Genomic DNA, 16,515 nt, shown 5'->3' with positions numbered 1-16,515 from the left:
TTCAAACGGGTTTACGAGTTTCAGGTCAAGCCCGTCGCATCAACGCCAGACTCGGATCGTGGTCGTCGCCTATCCCACCATGCGGCTCGGCGGGCGGTCCTTGGCCAGTTTCTTGAACTTCTTCACCACCATGTCGCGCTTCAGCTTGGAGATGTGGTCAATGAACAGCACGCCGTTGAGATGGTCGATCTCATGTTGCAGGCAAGTGGCAAGGAGGCCTTCTGCGTCGATTTCTTGCAGCTTGCCGTCGCGGTCGAGGTACTTCACGCGAACGGCGGCCGGGCGCTCGACCTCGGCATAATAATCCGGGATCGACAGGCAGCCTTCCTCATAGACGGAACGCTCGTCGCCGCTTACGACGATCTCCGGATTGATGAAGACCTGCGGCGCGGGCTCCTCACCTTCCTTTGCGAGATCGATCACCAGCATTCTGAGCGGTTCGCCGACCTGGATCGCCGCCAGGCCGATGCCTGGCGCGTCATACATGGTTTCCAGCATGTCGTCAGCCAGCTTGAGCAGCGGCGCGTCGACGCGCTCGATCGGCTTTGAAACCTGGCGGAGGACAGGATCGGGAAGGATGATGAGAGGCTTGATCGACATCGTTTTCACGTAATCGCTCGCCTTAATCCCGTCAACCGTGACAGATGCGCAAATGTTCATGTTTTGATCTGCAGCCGAATCGCGTACGCTGCGCGGCATGAACGAACTCAGCTCAATACTCTCGGCTCCCGTTGCGCAACTCGGTGCCTCGACAGTCACGCTCGGCCAGCTGCTCGCAGCCGCCGCCACGCTGTTCCTTGTCCTGCTGGTGGCGCTGATCGCTGCGCTCTGGCGCGCTGCGAATGCGCGTGCGGCGGCCGCGGCCGAAGCAGCCGACCATGCCCGCGATGCCGAGGCGCGCATGGCCGGCATATTGCAGGCGCAGGCCGAAATGCAGGGCCGGCTCGGGGCCGTGGCCGAGGTGTTCGGCGCCAGGCAGGCCGAACTCACCCAGTCGATCGGCCAGCGCCTCGACGCCATGACCGGCCGCATCGGCCAGACCATGACCGAGCAGACGAAATCGACGCATGAGAGCCTGGCGAAATTGCAGGAGCGGCTGGCGGTCATCGACACGGCGCAGGGCAATATCCAGTCGCTCGCCGGCCAGGTCGTTCAGCTTCAGGCGATCCTCTCCAACAAGCAGACGCGCGGCGCCTTCGGTCAGTCGCGCATGGAGGCGATCGTGGCGGACGGCCTGCCGCATGGCGCATACGAGTTCCAGGCGACGCTTTCCAACGGCAACCGGCCGGACTGCGTCGTAAAGATGCCGAACGGCGCGCCGTCGCTGGTCATCGACGCGAAATTCCCGCTGGAGGCGTGGAACGCTATTCGTGCTGCCGCCGACATCGAGGGTTCCGAGGCACAGAAGTATGCCGCGCAGGCCTTCCGGCGCGACCTCGAAGTGCACATCAAGGCGATCTCGGAAAAATACCTGATCAATGGCGAGACGCAGGACACCGCCTTCCTGTTCGTGCCGTCGGAATCGATCTTCGCGGAGATCCACGAGAATTTCGAATCGATCGTCCACCGCGCCCACAAGGCACGCATCGTCATCGTCTCGCCTTCGCTGCTGATGCTGTCGATCCAGGTCATCCAGGCCATCCTGAAGGACGCCTCGATGCGCGAGCAGGCGCATCTGATCCAGGGCGAAGTCATCCGCCTGATGGAGGACGTTTCGCGGCTCGACGACCGGGTACGCAAACTGCAGACGCATTTCGGCCAGGCCTCGAAGGACATCGACGACATCCTGGTCTCGTCCTCAAAGGTGACCAAGCGCGGCCAGAAGATCGAGGCGCTTGAGTTCGGAACGCCTGGAGCGGAGCCGGCCGAGATCGTCGCCGCGCAGGCGCAGGCGCGGAGCGCAGATTCCCGGACCGGACAGTTGCGATTGCGCGTGGTCGACGAGGCAGACGCATAGGCGACGGATCAGCATTCCGCGCGCCCTCTTGCCCTCGCCCGATTCCCCTGTTTCACTCTGCCGCCAACCAGCCGGAGGAACGAATCATGGCCAAGGGTCAGATGAAGAGCAACAAGGAAGCCAGGAAACCGAAGAAGGACGCCAAGAAGCCGGCGCCCGCGCCCGCGCTCAAGGCGGCGCCGGTTCCCGCAGCCAAGCTGAAGGAAAAGAAATAGTCTTCGGAAGGCTTCGCAACGGGCGGCCGGCGCGATAACGCCGGCCGCAATTTTAGAGCGCGGCGCAAAGGGCGCTCCGCGCCGGCGCGGGGACGGCCCTGCGTCTTAACTTTGTCGGTAGGGACGGCCCGCCGAGACACTGAGTGCCAGCATGGCTTGGACTTATCTCTTCTTCGCGGGATTGTTTGAAATAGGTTGGGCGATCGGCCTGAAATACACCGACGGCTTCACCCGCCTCACGCCGACGCTGCTCACCGTCGCCAGTATGGTGGTAAGTCTTGGCCTGCTCGGCCTGGCCCTGAAGACGCTGCCGGTTGGCACCGCCTACGCGATCTGGACCGGCATCGGCACGGTCGGAACCGCGATCCTCGGCATCTACCTGCTCGGCGAACCGGCCACGGTCATCAGGCTGGTCTGCATCGGCCTGATCGTGGCGGGCATTGTCGGCCTCAAGCTGGTCGCCTGAGGCCGGCTGCGAAAGCTCAGCGCTTGCGCTGCTTGCGCGCGGCATAGCGCGCGTCGCGCTTGGCTTTGCGCTCGGCTTCGTCTGCGAGAAGGCGGGCGATGCGCTCGTTATCTTCCGCTTCCTTGGCCTTGGCCTCGGCCTGCGCGGCCTCTTCCGCGGCGATGCGCGCGGCTTCCGCCGCCGCTTCGCGTTCGGCCCGCTCGGCTGCTTCGCGCGCCAGCCTTTCCTGCCTCAGCTTTTCCTTCTCCGCGGCCCGCTTCTCGCGCGCCTCGAGGATCGCCTTGCGCTCTGCCTGCTTTGCCAGCACCTGCGGATCATCCGCGGCCGGCTTTGCCTTGAACCGCTCCAGCAGAGCCCTCTTTGCTTCGTTCGCCGCGTTACGCCGCTCGAAAATGTCTTTCTCTTTATAGATAGCCAATGTCCGCCTTCAATTCTTGTCGTCGATCGCGCCGCTTACATACGCGCGATGGCCGATAGTTCAAGCGTCAAATCGGCATGCCAGCCATGAAATCGCCCGCTATGTTGCCGCAGGGGAACGCTTTTGCGGCATCCTCGAATGGACTGTTCACCGGAGAGGCACTGGCGGTTGCCCCGCCGCGCCGCTACCTGTGGCGGGCAACATAGCGAGGAAAAGCCATGGAACTCGGCCTCTACACCTTCGCCGACGTCAGCCTCGACAACGGGCCCGGGGCGATAACGCCGCATCAGCGCCTGCGCAATCTCATGGAAGAGATCGCACTGGCCGACCAGGTCGGGCTCGATGTGTTCGGCCTCGGCGAGCACCACCGGCCCGATTATGCAGCATCCGCTCCCGTGGTGGCGCTTGCCGCGGCCGCCGAGCGCACCAAGCGCATAAAGTTGACCAGCGCCGTCACCGTGCTCTCCTCGGACGATCCGGTGCGCGTCTTCCAGCAATTCTCGACGCTGGACCTGCTCTCCGGCGGGAGGGCGGAGATCATGGCCGGGCGCGGCTCCTTCATCGAATCCTTCCCGCTGTTCGGGTACCAGCTCGACGACTACGACACGCTGTTTGCCGAGAAGCTCGAGCTGCTGCTCAAGCTTCGCGAGAGCGAGCGTGTCTCCTGGCCGGGCGGGAAGCATACGCCGCGGATCGACAATCGCGGCGTCTATCCGCGCCCGTTCCAGGAAAGGCTGCCGATCTGGATCGCAGTGGGCGGCACGCCCAATTCGGTTGCCCGCGCGGGCGTGCTCGGCCTGCCTCTGGCGCTCGCCATCATCGGCGGCGAGCCGGCGCGTTTCGCGCCGCTCTTCGACCTCTACCGGCAGGCCGCAAGCCGCGCCGGCCATGATCCGGCAGCCCTCGCCACCAGCATCAACGTGCACGGCTTCGTCGGCGAAACCACCGAACAGGCCGCCGACGATTTTTATCTCCCGCAGGCCGAGGTGATGAACCGCATCGGCCGCGAACGCGGCTGGGGTCCGACGTCGCGGGCGCATTTCGACCAGTCGCGGTCCCCAAGCGGCGCGCTGTTCGTCGGCAATCCGGAAGAGGTCGCCGAAAAGATCGTCGCCCACCACCGCATCTTCGGGAACGACCGTTTCCTGCTGCAGATGGCGATCGGCATCATGCCGCATGCCAAGCTCATGAAGGCGATCGAGCTGTATGGCACCAAGGTCGCGCCGATCGTCCGACGCGAGACGGCGGCCACGAAGGCATCCGCGGCGGCGGACTGAAATCCTGCCAGCGACATAGCCCGCTTCACGTGCCGGCGGAACATCGGCTTTGCGTGCGCATTGTTGCGAATGAAAGGATTTTCGCGCGGCCGTGCGGCCATATACACCGCGAAAACTTGGGGGACATCGCCATGACGGCCCAGCCACCCGGTGAAGCGACGCCGGAAGCCATTCGAACCGCATCCGACACGAGGCTCATGCGCTCGCTTCTGATCGGCATCTTCATCTTCATGGCGGTCTATGCGCTCTATTTCGCGCGCGAATTCTTCATGCCGGTCATCCTCGCCTTCATGCTCGCTCTGATGCTGACGCCGATCGTGCGTTTCCTGCGCAAGCACGGCGTCCCCGAGCCGATCTCCGCGACGCTTCTCGTTCTCCTGTCGGTCATCGGCATCGGCGGCACGGGATATTTCATGAGCGGTCCGGTTATGGATCTCGTCAACGACGCGCCGGCGATCGGACGCCAACTTACCGAGCGGCTGGCGGAACTGCGCCATCCATTCGAACGGATGATGCAGGTTTCCCGACAGGTCGAGCAGGTCGCCGAGACCACGCAGGAGCCGGGCGTGCAGAAAGTCGTAATGGCGCAGCCGGGCATTGTCTCCCAGGCCGCCGGCAACCTCCTGTCGGCCGCAACCACCGTAGCGATCACTTTCGTGCTGTCGCTGTTCCTGATGGCCTCCGGCACGATGTTTTACGAGAAAATCATCCAGTCCTTTGCCCGCATGAGCGAGAAGAAGCGGGCGCTGCGCGTCGTCTACGATGTCGAGCGCGAAATTTCCCGCTACCTGCTGACCGTCGCGCTGATCAATGGCGGCCTCGGCATCGCGATCGGCCTCGGCCTCTGGGCCATCGGCATGCCCAATCCGTTTGTCTTTGGCGTCATCGCGGCGCTTTTGAATTTCCTGCCCTATATCGGCGCGCTTATGACCATTCTTTTGGTAGCGGCGATTTCGATCATCAGCTTCGATAGCCTGACCTATGCGCTGGCCGCGCCGGCCTTCGTGGTGCTCTGCAACGTGATCGAGGGCCAGTTCGTGACGCCGTTCGTGGTCGGACGGCGTCTTGAGATCAACGCAGTGGCGATCTTCATCGCGATCGCCTTCTGGTCGTGGCTGTGGGGCTTCGTAGGCGCGCTGATCGCGGTGCCGATCCTGGTCGTCATCAAGGTCTTCTGCGACCATTTCGAAAGCCTGCGCCATGTCGGCAATTTCCTGGCGGCACAGCAGACGGCGGAAGAGGCGGAGGAGCAGTCGCAAGGCAGCCCCGCCGAATAACCTTCCAGGTTGTCTCGATCCTGTGGGCCAGTATTTGCGGCCAAGGACATCGCTCCCCATATGCGAATTCCGATCCCCGGAAACCGCGCCATGATCCCCCTTTCCGTTCTCGACCTGTCGCCGATCACCGAAGGCGGCACCGCCTCGCAGTCGCTCGCCAATACGCTCGATCTGGCGCGCCATGCCGAGCGGCTCGGCTACCGGCGCTATTGGCTTGCCGAACATCACAACATGCCTGGCATCGCCAGCGCCGCGACCTCGGTCGTCATCGCCCATGTCGCGGCCGGCACCTCGACGATCCGCGTCGGCGCGGGCGGCATCATGCTGCCCAACCATGCACCGCTGGTCATCGCCGAGCAGTTCGGCACGCTGGCGGCGCTCCATCCCGGCCGCATCGATCTCGGCCTCGGCCGGGCGCCGGGCACCGACATGGCGACGGCTCGGGCGCTGCGCCGCAATCTCGATGCCGGCGTCGACAGCTTTCCGCAGGATGTCGTTGAACTGATCGGCTACTTCCAGCCGGCCGAACCCGGCCAGCGCATCCGCGCCGTGCCCGGCGAGGGTCAGAACGTTCCGGTGTGGATCCTCGGCTCGTCGACCTACGGCGCGCAGCTTGCCGCCATGCTCGGCCTGCCCTACGCCTTCGCTTCGCATTTTGCACCGGCCGAAATGGAGCACGCGATCGATATCTACCGCTCGCGATTCCAGCCCTCTGCACAGCTCGACAAGCCCTATGTGATGCTCGGGCTGAACGTCATCGCCGCGGCGACGGACGCGGAAGCCGAGCTTCTGTTCTCTTCGCTGCAACAGGCCTTCGTCAATTTGCGCACCGGCAGGCCCGGACCGCTGCCGCCGCCGGTCGCCGGCTACAGGAGCCAGATCGAGCCGATGGCCAGCGCAATGCTCGACCAGGCGCTTTCCTGCGCCATCGCCGGTTCGCCGGAAACCGTGCGCAGCGGCCTCGACGCCTTCATCCGCCGCACCGGCGCCGACGAACTGATGGTCACGGCGCAGATATTCGACCATGCAGCGCGGGTGAGGTCGTTCGAGATACTGGCCGACGCGCACCGGGAACTGTCGCAAGCCGCGTAGGTGCCTCACCCCGTCCGCGAAAATTTCATCACCCAGTTGGTTTCCCAGGTCTCGCCGCCGTCTTGCGAAAATGCCTGCTCCCAGCGCGGGTTTTGCGCCGACGGCGTCCAGGTGAAGCGGGCGCGCACCGTCCGGCCCTCATGCTCCTCGTCGCCGTAGAAGAGGCCAATCCCGTTCTCGAACCGGCCGACCATCGGCGGCAGCACGTGGTGGCGGTCATTGTCGGCCCAGTGGATCGACCACAGCCCGTCGTCGGGATTGAATATCCGCAGCGCCAGCCCGGCAAATTCGCTTCCGGGGATCGCCATTTCCTCAAGGTTGCCGGCGCCGTTCAGGAGTTTGCGGCAGGTCGAGGTGGCCGTGAACCGCGTCCACTCGTCGCTTCCCACAAACCGCTCCGCCAAGCGCTCGTTCTCGATCGTCCAGCTTCCGATCAGGAAATCGAAACCGGCCGCGCCCTCATTTGCCCGCGAATTCATGCTGCTCTCCCTCTCCCGATGCGCTTGCGATGATAGCAGTCTAATTGACTGCTCCTGACAGCTTTCTGTCAGGAGGGTGCGCCGACAGGAATCGGCGCAAGCGCCCGTCGGTGCGGTCGGTGCGGCAGTGCTGGGGCGCGCCTCACCTTCTCCCTTTGTGGGAGAGGTGGCCGAGCGGAGCGAGGTCGGATGAGGGGTGCTGCGTGGAGTAATACAGAGGTGATTGTCTGCGTATCGCTTTGTATGTGTCCCATTTTCTCCGCCTCATTTCTTCCAACACCCCTCATCCGTCTTGGCGCTTCGCGCCAATCCACCTTCTCCCACAAGGGGAGAAGGGAGAGACGCGCACCTCTCCTTTGCCACGCCCGCTTTCGCGTCTGGCCATTAACGTAGTCGGGAAGACGGGCGGGCAGAAAGCGCCGCACGAATTCGTAAAAAAGAACAGGCACTCCCATGCCCGCCCGTCCGGTGTCTGTCGCCACGGTCGACCGGTCACGCGCCCCGCTCCATGTTCTTTCCATGGACAATGACGCGCGGATGATCCGCCTTCCGTTCACGAAGCATTGACGCTTCGCTCGGAATGCCGGCCCGTCGGACGCCCTCGGAGACGTGGATACCGAACCCACGCCGGGAGGTCACCGCCATTCTGCCTGATACCCGGTGCGCACCAGGTCCCGCCAGAACGGTGAGCTGATTATGCGCGAGGAGCGGGGGGTGTGGATAAACGGAGGCGCGAAAATTCTTTTCGCCGGCTGCCATGCCATTGATCCGCAACAGTTCTTTTTGCTAACGAGCCGAGATGGAGGTGGATTCTATCCACAGTTGGGCGGCAATGCCTCGACCACGCTTCGGGGCATGATCCCGCCGCGTGGAGTGCCCTGCCCCTAAGGCCGTCTGAACCCGGTCGGCCCGCCGTAGAGATAGCCGATGCGGTCGATAGCGTCGGAGAGCCGCTCGCGCGAGACCAGCATGGTGTGGCCGTTGGCGTGGATCATGTTGTCGGCATCGGTCATGATCGCGACATGGCCCTTCCAGAAGACGAGATCGCCGCGCCGCAGGCCGGAAAATCCGGCGCCCGGACGGATCGGCTCGCCTATGCTTTCCGCCTGCATGTCGGTATCGCGCAGAACGGCCCTGCCGGCCATGCGCATGGAAAGCTGCACCAGGCCGGCGCAGTCTATGCCGAAACCCGAAACCCCGCCCCACAGATAGGGCGTGTTGAGGAACGCTTCGGCGACGGCGACATAATCGGGCGCGGGATCGCCGGCCGGGCGCAGATGCCCGGCAATCATCGCGTCGCCCGAGGACAGGAGTGCATAACGTGTGCCGCGGGTTTCGGCGTATCCTGTAACCGCAACCGCCGATCCCATCGACAGCTCGCCGGAGCGCGGAAGCTTCAGGTCGGGACCGGGATAGAGAAAGCTGCGCGGCGCTGCCACCAGATGGGTCGGCGAAATTCCTTGTGGTCCAAGCATCGTTTCGGCAACGTAACCGACATAACCGTCGCGTTCGGCCTGGATCCACGCCCAGCCGCCGGCTTGCTCGAACACCCGGACGTCGTCGCCGAAAAGCGCCTGCGTGTCGAGACCCGCATCCGGCGACGGCGCCTTGCGGATATCCGCGACAGCAGCAGCGATGCGCGCCGGCCGCCCTACGACGAAGCGCTCGGCCGAGACTTTGCCCCTGAGCCGGTCGTCGGCGAGATCGGAACGAAAGGCATGCAGGCGGACGTCTCGGGCGGTCAAATCGGCAACTCCCTGGCTTTGGCGATGATAACATCGCCCAGCCGCTCGACATAGAGCGCGCCCTCGACCGTCCTTCGGATCAGCACGTTGCGTTTGTCGAGCTGGTCGCGGTGGCGCGAGACAAGCTTCAGCGCGCCCATCGAATCCAGCGCGCGCGTGATGACCGGCTTGGTGACGTTGAGGCGGGCGGCCAGGCCGCGCACCGTATGCGGCGGCGGGTCGAGATATACGGTGAGCAGGATCGCGGCCTGGCGCGTGGTCAGGTCAGGCGCGGCATCGCGCACCTCCGAAAGGTTGACCTGCTGCCAGAGCCGCAGGGCCTGGCTGGGGCGCAAGGTGATGGTCATGGCCGCAGAATGGGCGCAAAACGTTTCGGTTCCGTTTCATTTTGGCCGGGACAGCCGCAAACAGCCAGTCGCCTGCTGGAATTCGATCCGCCCCCGGATATAACTGGGCGTCGTGACAGCGGAGGAACCATGCAGATCAAATCTTTCCGTCCCTCGCGCAAGCCAAGGCTGGCGCCGGCGCTCACGAGTTTGGCTTCCATGCAAGCCAATGGCCGGGCGAGCTGATGGCGCCCGTCCAGGTCGATCCCGACAAGGTCCACGAGTTCAAGGACGCCGAGAGCTTTTACGATTGGCTCGGCAAGCACCACGACAAGGAAAGCGAGGTGTGGATCAAGATCCACAAGGCGGGTTCGGGGCTTGAATCGATCACGCCCAAGGAAGCCATCGACGCGGCGCTGTGCTGGGGCTGGATCGATGCGATCCGCAAAGGGCTGGACGACAGGAGCTACCTGCAGCGCTACACGCCGCGGCGAGGCAAGAGCATCTGGAGCCAGATCAATGTCGACAACGTCGCTCGGCTGACCAGGGAAGGCCGGATGACCGGGCACGGGCTCGCGCAAGTCGAGGCGGCCAAGGCCGACGGACGCTGGAACCGCGCCTACGGGAGCGGCAAGGACATGAAAATCCCCGACGATCTCCAGGCCGCAATAGACGCCGAGCCGAAGGCCAGGGAGATGCTGGCTAAACTCAGCGCGCAGAACCGCTTCGCGCTAGCCTTCCGCACCCACAACATGAAGACCGAAGCGGGCCGCAAGAGGAAGATCGAGGCGTTCGTGGAGATGCTGAAGCGTGGCGAAACGATCTACCCGCAGGGCAGGAAATGAGCCCTGGCGGGCGACGGCCGCGTCTGCCCACCCAAGAGGTTCAGCCATATCTTCGAGACAGCACCCGCTCCAGCGCGCGGATGCCCTGCGCTTCGCCGCCAGCCGGGCCGTGGGCGCGGTCCGACGGGTTCCAGGCGAAGATGTCGAAATGCGCCCAGCTTGCCGCCTTCTCGACGAAGCGGCGGAGGAACAGGGCGGCGGTGACGGAGCCGGCGAAGCCGTCAGTGGTGACATTGTTGATGTCGGCGATCTTGGAGGTGAGCTTCGCTTCGTAGGGCCGCCACAGCGGCATGCGCCACAGCGGGTCCTCGACGGCGATCGCCGCGGCAGCGACCTCGCCGGCAAGCGCCTCATCGTCCGTGTAGAAGGGCGGAAGGTCCGGCCCGAGCGCCACTCGCGCCGCGCCGGTCAGCGTCGCCATGTCGATCAGCAGCTGCGGCTCTTGCTCGTCGGCGAGCGCCAGCGCGTCGGCCAGCACCAGCCTGCCCTCGGCGTCGGTGTTGCCGATCTCGACGGTGAGGCCCTTGCGGCTCGGCAGAATGTCGCCGGGGCGGAAGGCGTTGCCTGAAATGGCGTTCTCCACCGCCGGGATCAGCACGCGCAGGCGGATGGCGAGCTTCGCCTCCATGATCATCGAGGCGAGGCCCAGCACGTTGGCCGCGCCGCCCATGTCCTTTTTCATGATCAGCATGCCGCTGGGCGGCTTGATGTCGAGGCCGCCGGTGTCGAAGCAGACGCCCTTGCCGACCAGCGTCACCTTCGGCGCGCCCTTCGGCCCCCAGCGCATGTCGATGAGGCGCGGCGCTTCGGACGAGGCGCGGCCGACGGCGTGGATCATCGGGAAGTTCTTTTCGAGCAGGGCGTCGCCCTTTACGACCTCGACCTTCGCCTTGTGCCTGGCGGCCAGCGCGCGGACCGCCGCCTCGAGCGCATCCGGACCCATGTCGTTGGTCGGCGTGTTGACGAGGTCGCGGGCCAGGAACACGGCGGCGGCGACGCGGCGCGTGTGCGCCAGATCGACGCCCGAAGGCGCCGCGAAGCGCAGGTCGCTGCGAGGCTTCTTGCCGTAGCGGGTGAAGGCGTAGCTACCGAGCACCAGCCCGAGCGCGGCGAGCGGCGGATTTTTCGGATCCGACGCGAAATGCCACTCGCCCTCCGGCAGCACCTTGGCCAATGCGCCGGAATGCAGCGAAGTCTCGCCGTCGCCCATGCCGAGGAGCGCGCCGGCGAGGGCTCCGTCGGAGCCTGGCAGCAGCAGCACCTTGCCGGCATCGCCGGAAAAGCCGTTGGCTCGGGCCCATGCGGCCGCGGCAGGGTCGAGGCTTTCGAGATCGCCCTTGGCGACGAGATGGACGGGCAGAGCTTTGCGGGACGGCTTTTCAACGAGTTCGAGAGGCATTCTTCAAGTTCCTGGGGCTGGCTGGCTGGCGGTCCTTAACCATCCGTTAGGGTTAACGGAATATTTCTCCGGGGTGGGGTAGGCGACCGGAGAACGGCCGCGGGGACGGATGGAGGCTCGCAGCCGATGTTGACCAATCGCTCGATGAACGCAACAGGCAAGCGGCTCCTCACAGGCGTTTTCCTGGCCGCGCTCGCCGCCGGCGTCGCAGGCTGCGGCACCTCCAAGATGACCACGGGATCGATCTCGCGCGACACCGGCAAGTCGATAGCGAACATGTCGACCGGCGAACTCCAGAGCACGGCCGACGCGCTCGGCAAGGCCTATACGCGCGACACGAACGACAAGCCCACCGCCATGCGCTACGCCAGCGTGCTGCAGATGAACGGCCAGTCCGACCAGGCGCTGGCCGTCATGCGCAAGCTTGCCATCGCGCATCCGCAGGACCGCGAAGTGCTCGCCGCCTATGGCAAGGCGCTCGCCGGCGTCGGACAGTTCGAGCCGGCGCTGGACGCCGTACGCCGCGCCCAGACGCCGGAATATCCGGACTGGAAGCTGGTCTCGGCCGAGGGCGCGATACTCGACCAGCTCGGCCAGACCGCCGAGGCGCGGCAGCTCTATCGCAAGGCGCTGGACCTCAAACCCGACGAACCGTCGGTACTCTCCAATCTCGGCATGTCCTACGTGCTGGAAGGCGACCTCAAGACCGCCGAGACCTATATGCGATCGGCTTCGGAAGCCGCGGGGGCGGACAGCCGCGTCAGGCAGAACCTGGCGCTGGTCGTCGGCCTGCAGGGCCGGTTCGAGGAAGCCGAGCAGATCGCCAGCCAGGAGCTGTCGCCCGACCAGGCCAAGGCCAACGTGACCTATCTGCGCGGCATGCTGGCGCAGCAGAACGCCTGGACCCAGATCAAGGCGGACGAGGAAAAGCCCGAGGGCAACACGAATTAAGCCTGCGCTTACCCGCGAAGGCGGGCGATCAGGAGATCAGCCGTCCGAATCCTGATGCGAGAGGATGTTCACGAGACGTCCATACGGATCGCGGACGAAAAAGCGCCGCACGCCCCACGGCTCGTCCGCCGGGCCGTATTCGATTTCCAGCCCGCGGGCGACGACACGCCGCCGGACCTCTTCGACGTCATCAACCTCGATCGACAGGTCGGGAACAGGCGTGCCCGAACCGCCCTGCGTGGCGATGCCGATTTGCGGCGCCGCCAGTCCCTCGCCCGCGAAGGTCTGTATCCAGCCGTGGTCCATCACCAGTCTCAAGCCCAGGATTTCGCCATAGAAGGCGCGAGCTGCGCCGAGATTCTCCGTAGCGATATTGGCGACTATGCGCTTGACAATCATCCGACCCTCCTATCGTCACCGCGCCAAGACTATTGGCGCGGTTCCTTATCTAGGGCGGTCATGGCCAGCTTGAAGCATTCCAGGCCTCGGTTCCCGAAGGGCTATTGGCTGCTCGACGATCCGCTAGAACCCCTGCTTGCTGACCTGGATGCCGGCGGGGCCGAGGATGATGGCGAACAGCACCGGCAGGAAGAACAGGATCATCGGCACGGTGAGCTTCGGAGGAAGTGCTGCCGCCTTCTTCTCGGCCGCGTTCATGCGCATGTCGCGGCTTTCGGCGGCGAGCACGCGCAGCGCCTGAGCGACGGGCGTGCCGTAGCGTTCAGCTTGCACCAGCGCCTGGGTGATCGACTTGACCGTCTCCAGGCCGGTGCGGCTGGCCAGGTTTTCATAAGCCTGCTTGCGTTCCTGGAGATAGGAAAGTTCCGCATTGGTGAGCACGAACTCCTCGGCGAGATCCGCCGACTGGCTGCCGATCTCGTCGGCGACCCTACGCAGCGCCGCCTCGATCGACATGCCCGATTCCACGCAGATCAGCAAAAGGTCGAGCGCATCCGGCCACGCCATCTGGATCGACTGCTTGCGCTTGGAGGCGCGGTTGCTGACATAGAGATTGGGCGCGTAGAAGCCGGCATAGGCGACCACGATGCAGACGAACAGCTTGATCAGGGGCGGCTGTTCGGCCAGGCCGCCGAGCACGAACAGGTAGAGCAGCGCCAGGCCGAAGCCGACAAAAGGCAGGACCAGGCGGAAGAACAGGAACTTGGTCAGCGGATTCTGGCCGCGGAAGCCTGCTACCTTGAGCTTGTTCAGCGTGTTCTCGTCGACCAGGGCGCGCTTCAGGTCCAGCCTTTCGACGATGTTGCGCATGCCGACCGACTGCTCTTCGCGCAGGCCTTTGCGGCGGCGCTCGGCGTCCGCCGCGAGGCGTGCGCGCTGCTTGGCGCGCAGTTCGTCGCGCTCCAGCGCGACGGTTTTCATGCGCGCCTTGAGCGGATCGCCGCCGAATGCCGGCAGCACCGTGAAGACGGTGGCGAAGACGGCGATGCTGACCAGCATGGCGATGAGGAAGGAGGGATCGGTGAGTGCCCGTACGACTTGATCGGTCATGTGCTCAGACCTCGAAATTCATCATCTTGCGCATGACGAAGATACCTATCGACATCCAGACGCCGGAGATGCCGAGAATGAGGTGGCCGGTGCTCGTGGTGAACAGCGGCATGATGTAGTTGGGGCTCGACAGATAGACGAGGAAGGCAATGATGAAAGGCAGGGCGCCGATGATGGCGGCCGACGCCTTTGCTTCCATCGACAGCGCCTGCACCTTGGCTTTCATCTTCTTGCGGTCGCGAAGCACCCGCGACAGGTTGCCGAGCGCTTCCGACAGGTTGCCGCCGGCTTGGCTCTGGATCTGGATCACGATGCCGAAGAAGCCAGCCTCGGGACAGGGCATGGTCTCTGTCATGCGCAGCGTCGCCTCCGGGATCGACAGGCCGACCTGCTGCGATTCGACGATGCGACGAAACTCGGTCTTCACCGGCTCAGGCGATTCGTTGGCGATCAGCCTGATGCCGTCATTGAGGGGGAGCCCAGACTTGACCGCGCGCACGATGATGTCGAGTGCGTTGGGGAACTCCTCCAGGAACGCCTTGACGCGGCGCGAGCGCTTGAACGAGACGAACCAGCGCGGCAGGCCGAAGGTGCAAGCGATGAAAGCGCCGCCCACGGCCAGCAAGGGAGCGCCGAGTATAAAGACCGCAGCCGTCACAACGGCACCGCAGACCAGCGAATAGAGATAGAAACGCTCGACGGTCGTGGCCAGCCCCGCCTGGCGGAGCTGCACCTTGAGAGGCGGCTTCTTGACGTTGAGATCCTTCGCCTTCTGCTTGGCGTCGAGATCCTTCAGCGAATCCTGGACGTTTTTGCGCCGCTTGGTAGCCTCGGCTATACGGTCACGCGAAGCCTTGACCACCGAGCGGTCGGTATCGGCGCGCTTGACGGTCTCCAGACGTTTTCCGGCGTTCTTCTCGGTCTCGATCGTGTTGAACATAAAGGCGTAGGCGACCGCGCCGGCGCTGAACCCCGCGAGCACAATGAACGCCAATATGGTGCTGTCGATCCCGAACATCAGAGCAGGCCTTTGCGCATCAGTCCGCCTGCTTTTCCATTGCCTCGAGGGCGCTGGCGAGGCGTTGTTCCTCGTTGTAGTAGCGGGCCCGGTCCCAGAACGCCGGGCGGCCGATGCCGGTCGACACATGCTGACCGAGTAGCCGTCCGGTCGCATCCTCACCCTTGATGTTGTAGAGGACCAGGTCCTGCGTGATGATGACGTCGCCTTCCATGCCTATCACCTCGGTGATGTGGGTGATGCGGCGCGAACCGTCGCGCAGGCGCGCGGCCTGGATGATCACGTCGATGGAGCCGACGACGATCTCGCGGACCGTCTTTTGCGGCAGCGAATAGCCGCCCATGGCGATCATCGATTCGATACGGTTCAGGCATTCGCGCGGGCTGTTGGAGTGGATGGTTCCCATCGAGCCGTCGTGGCCGGTGTTCATGGCCTGCAGGAGATCGAACACCTCCGGTCCGCGGACTTCGCCGACGATAATCCGTTCGGGCCGCATGCGCAGGCAGTTCTTGACGAGATCGCGCATGGTCACCTCGCCCTCGCCTTCAAGGTTGGGCGGACGGGTTTCGAGGCGCACCACATGCGGCTGCTGCAATTGGAGCTCCGCCGAATCCTCGCAGGTGATGATGCGTTCTTCGCGATCGATGTAGTTTGTCAGGCAGTTGAGCAGCGTCGTCTTGCCGGAGCCGGTACCGCCGGAAATGACGATGTTGCAGCGGACGCGGCTTATGATCTTAAGAACCTCGGCGCCCTCCTGGCTGATGGCGCCGAATTTCACGAGCTGGTCGAGGGTCAGCTTGTCCTTCTTGAACTTGCGGATGGTGAGGGTGGTGCCGTCGATCGAGAGGGGCGGCGCAATGACGTTGACGCGCGATCCGTCGGGAAGGCGGGCGTCGCAGATCGGGCTCGATTCGTCGACGCGGCGGCCGACCTGGCTGACGATACGCTGACAGATATTGAGGAGCTGCTGGTTGTCGCGGAAGCGGATGCCGGTCTGCTCGACCTTGCCATTGACTTCGATGAACACCTGCCGCGCACCATTGACCATGATGTCGGCGATGTCGTCGCGGGCGAGCAGCGGTTCGAGCGGACCATAGCCGAGGACATCGTTGCAGATATCCTCCAGCAGTTCTTCCTGCTCGGAGATCGACATCGCGAAATTCTTGATCGCGATGATATCGTTGACGATATCGCGGATTTCCTCGCGGGCGCTGTCAGGATCGAGCTTGGCGAGCTGCGAAAGGTCGATCGTGTCAATGAGCGCGGCGAACACCTGCGACTTGGTGTCGTAATAGGTCTCGCTGCGCTCGCGCGCGGGGCGGCGCGGCTCAGGCGCTATCGGTGGCGCAGCGACCGCACGTCGGCCCGGAGAGGCCGCTGGAGCTGCAGCGGACGGCGGCGGCGCAGCCGGAGCGGACGGCGCGGCGACCGCCGGGCGGGCGGCAGGCGGGGCCACCGGAGCGGGCGCGCGGAATTCGGGCGTCGCCGTCCGGCCTGCGTCGTCATTGCCTCTTTTACCAAACATGTTCGGCTACCAATTC

Annotated in this window: 18 protein-coding genes; 8 read left to right on the top strand and 10 right to left on the bottom strand. The window is 64.5% G+C overall.

Annotation, left to right across the window (positions count from 1 at the left end):
• Positions 1-69 precede the first annotated feature (69 nt).
• Positions 70-600, bottom strand: coding sequence for a peptide deformylase (def, locus tag ACG873_RS28250; protein ID WP_394889104.1), 531 nt, complete (start codon positions 598-600; stop codon positions 70-72).
• 97 nt (positions 601-697) lie between these two features.
• Here def and ACG873_RS28245 point away from each other — a divergent pair, with 97 nt between their 5' ends.
• The 3 genes from ACG873_RS28245 to sugE all read left to right on the top strand — a co-directional run bounded on the left by ACG873_RS28245 (position 698) and on the right by sugE (position 2,638).
• Positions 698-1,957 (top strand): DNA recombination protein RmuC, encoded by a 1,260-nt coding sequence (locus tag ACG873_RS28245; protein ID WP_394889103.1) that lies wholly within the window; start codon positions 698-700, stop codon positions 1,955-1,957.
• A gap of 86 nt (positions 1,958-2,043) precedes the next feature.
• A complete protein-coding gene (locus ACG873_RS28240; protein WP_394889102.1) occupies positions 2,044-2,172 on the top strand; it encodes a hypothetical protein in 129 nt (42 codons plus the stop codon).
• 151 nt (positions 2,173-2,323) lie between these two features.
• Positions 2,324-2,638, top strand: a complete 315-nt coding sequence (gene sugE / locus ACG873_RS28235; RefSeq protein ID WP_394889101.1) for a quaternary ammonium compound efflux SMR transporter SugE — start codon at positions 2,324-2,326, stop codon at positions 2,636-2,638.
• A 16-nt stretch (positions 2,639-2,654) separates the two neighbouring features.
• Here the strand turns inward: sugE and ACG873_RS28230 are convergent, their stop codons facing one another.
• On the bottom strand, positions 2,655-3,056 hold the full coding sequence (locus ACG873_RS28230; RefSeq protein WP_394889100.1) for a DUF6481 family protein: 402 nt from the start codon (positions 3,054-3,056) through the stop codon (positions 2,655-2,657).
• 218 nt (positions 3,057-3,274) lie between these two features.
• Between ACG873_RS28230 and ACG873_RS28225 the strand changes: the two genes are divergently transcribed.
• The 3 genes from ACG873_RS28225 to ACG873_RS28215 all read left to right on the top strand — a co-directional run bounded on the left by ACG873_RS28225 (position 3,275) and on the right by ACG873_RS28215 (position 6,702).
• The gene (locus ACG873_RS28225) at positions 3,275-4,333 is read left to right on the top strand and encodes an LLM class flavin-dependent oxidoreductase (protein WP_394889099.1); all 1,059 of its coding nucleotides are present in this window, start codon (positions 3,275-3,277) and stop codon (positions 4,331-4,333) included.
• Between the two features lie 131 nt (positions 4,334-4,464).
• The gene (locus tag ACG873_RS28220) at positions 4,465-5,610 is read left to right on the top strand and encodes an AI-2E family transporter (RefSeq protein ID WP_394889098.1); all 1,146 of its coding nucleotides are present in this window, start codon (positions 4,465-4,467) and stop codon (positions 5,608-5,610) included.
• A 90-nt stretch (positions 5,611-5,700) separates the two neighbouring features.
• Positions 5,701-6,702: an LLM class flavin-dependent oxidoreductase gene (locus ACG873_RS28215; protein WP_394889096.1), complete on the top strand. Its 1,002-nt coding sequence runs from the start codon at positions 5,701-5,703 to the stop codon at positions 6,700-6,702.
• 5 nt (positions 6,703-6,707) lie between these two features.
• Here ACG873_RS28215 and ACG873_RS28210 read toward each other — a convergent pair whose 3' ends face one another.
• The 3 genes from ACG873_RS28210 to ACG873_RS28200 all read right to left on the bottom strand — a co-directional run bounded on the left by ACG873_RS28210 (position 6,708) and on the right by ACG873_RS28200 (position 9,273).
• On the bottom strand, positions 6,708-7,181 hold the full coding sequence (locus ACG873_RS28210) for a hypothetical protein (RefSeq protein ID WP_394889095.1): 474 nt from the start codon (positions 7,179-7,181) through the stop codon (positions 6,708-6,710).
• An 884-nt stretch (positions 7,182-8,065) separates the two neighbouring features.
• Positions 8,066-8,926, bottom strand: a complete 861-nt coding sequence (locus tag ACG873_RS28205) for an NlpC/P60 family protein (protein ID WP_394889094.1) — start codon at positions 8,924-8,926, stop codon at positions 8,066-8,068.
• The gene (locus ACG873_RS28200) at positions 8,923-9,273 is read right to left on the bottom strand and encodes a MarR family winged helix-turn-helix transcriptional regulator (protein ID WP_394889092.1); all 351 of its coding nucleotides are present in this window, start codon (positions 9,271-9,273) and stop codon (positions 8,923-8,925) included. Before ACG873_RS28200 ends, ACG873_RS28205 begins: the two co-directional genes overlap by 4 nt.
• A gap of 224 nt (positions 9,274-9,497) precedes the next feature.
• Here ACG873_RS28200 and ACG873_RS28195 point away from each other — a divergent pair, with 224 nt between their 5' ends.
• A complete protein-coding gene (locus ACG873_RS28195; RefSeq protein WP_394889091.1) occupies positions 9,498-10,097 on the top strand; it encodes a YdeI/OmpD-associated family protein in 600 nt (199 codons plus the stop codon).
• Positions 10,098-10,137: 40 nt separating this feature from the next.
• Here ACG873_RS28195 and ACG873_RS28190 read toward each other — a convergent pair whose 3' ends face one another.
• A complete protein-coding gene (locus ACG873_RS28190) occupies positions 10,138-11,496 on the bottom strand; it encodes a leucyl aminopeptidase family protein (protein WP_394889090.1) in 1,359 nt (452 codons plus the stop codon).
• A 126-nt stretch (positions 11,497-11,622) separates the two neighbouring features.
• On the opposite strand from ACG873_RS28190, the gene ACG873_RS28185 reads away from it, so the two are divergent.
• Positions 11,623-12,447, top strand: coding sequence for a tetratricopeptide repeat protein (locus ACG873_RS28185; protein ID WP_394889089.1), 825 nt, complete (start codon positions 11,623-11,625; stop codon positions 12,445-12,447).
• Positions 12,448-12,483: 36 nt separating this feature from the next.
• On the opposite strand, the gene ACG873_RS28180 is transcribed toward ACG873_RS28185, so the two are convergent.
• The 4 genes from ACG873_RS28180 to ACG873_RS28165 form a co-directional block, all read right to left on the bottom strand.
• Positions 12,484-12,846, bottom strand: a complete 363-nt coding sequence (locus ACG873_RS28180) for a VOC family protein (protein WP_394889088.1) — start codon at positions 12,844-12,846, stop codon at positions 12,484-12,486.
• Between the two features lie 123 nt (positions 12,847-12,969).
• Positions 12,970-13,956, bottom strand: a complete 987-nt coding sequence (locus ACG873_RS28175) for a type II secretion system F family protein (RefSeq protein ID WP_394889087.1) — start codon at positions 13,954-13,956, stop codon at positions 12,970-12,972.
• 4 nt (positions 13,957-13,960) lie between these two features.
• Positions 13,961-14,974: a type II secretion system F family protein gene (locus tag ACG873_RS28170; protein ID WP_394889086.1), complete on the bottom strand. Its 1,014-nt coding sequence runs from the start codon at positions 14,972-14,974 to the stop codon at positions 13,961-13,963.
• Between the two features lie 19 nt (positions 14,975-14,993).
• On the bottom strand, positions 14,994-16,499 hold the full coding sequence (locus tag ACG873_RS28165) for a CpaF family protein (protein ID WP_394889085.1): 1,506 nt from the start codon (positions 16,497-16,499) through the stop codon (positions 14,994-14,996).
• Positions 16,500-16,515: the final 16 nt, after the last annotated feature.

Source organism: Allomesorhizobium aridi (genome assembly GCF_043769475.1).
GTDB lineage: Bacteria > Pseudomonadota > Alphaproteobacteria > Rhizobiales > Rhizobiaceae > Allomesorhizobium.
Note: the sequence above shows the minus strand (reverse complement) of the source record. Positions and strands in the feature narration are given on the sequence as shown.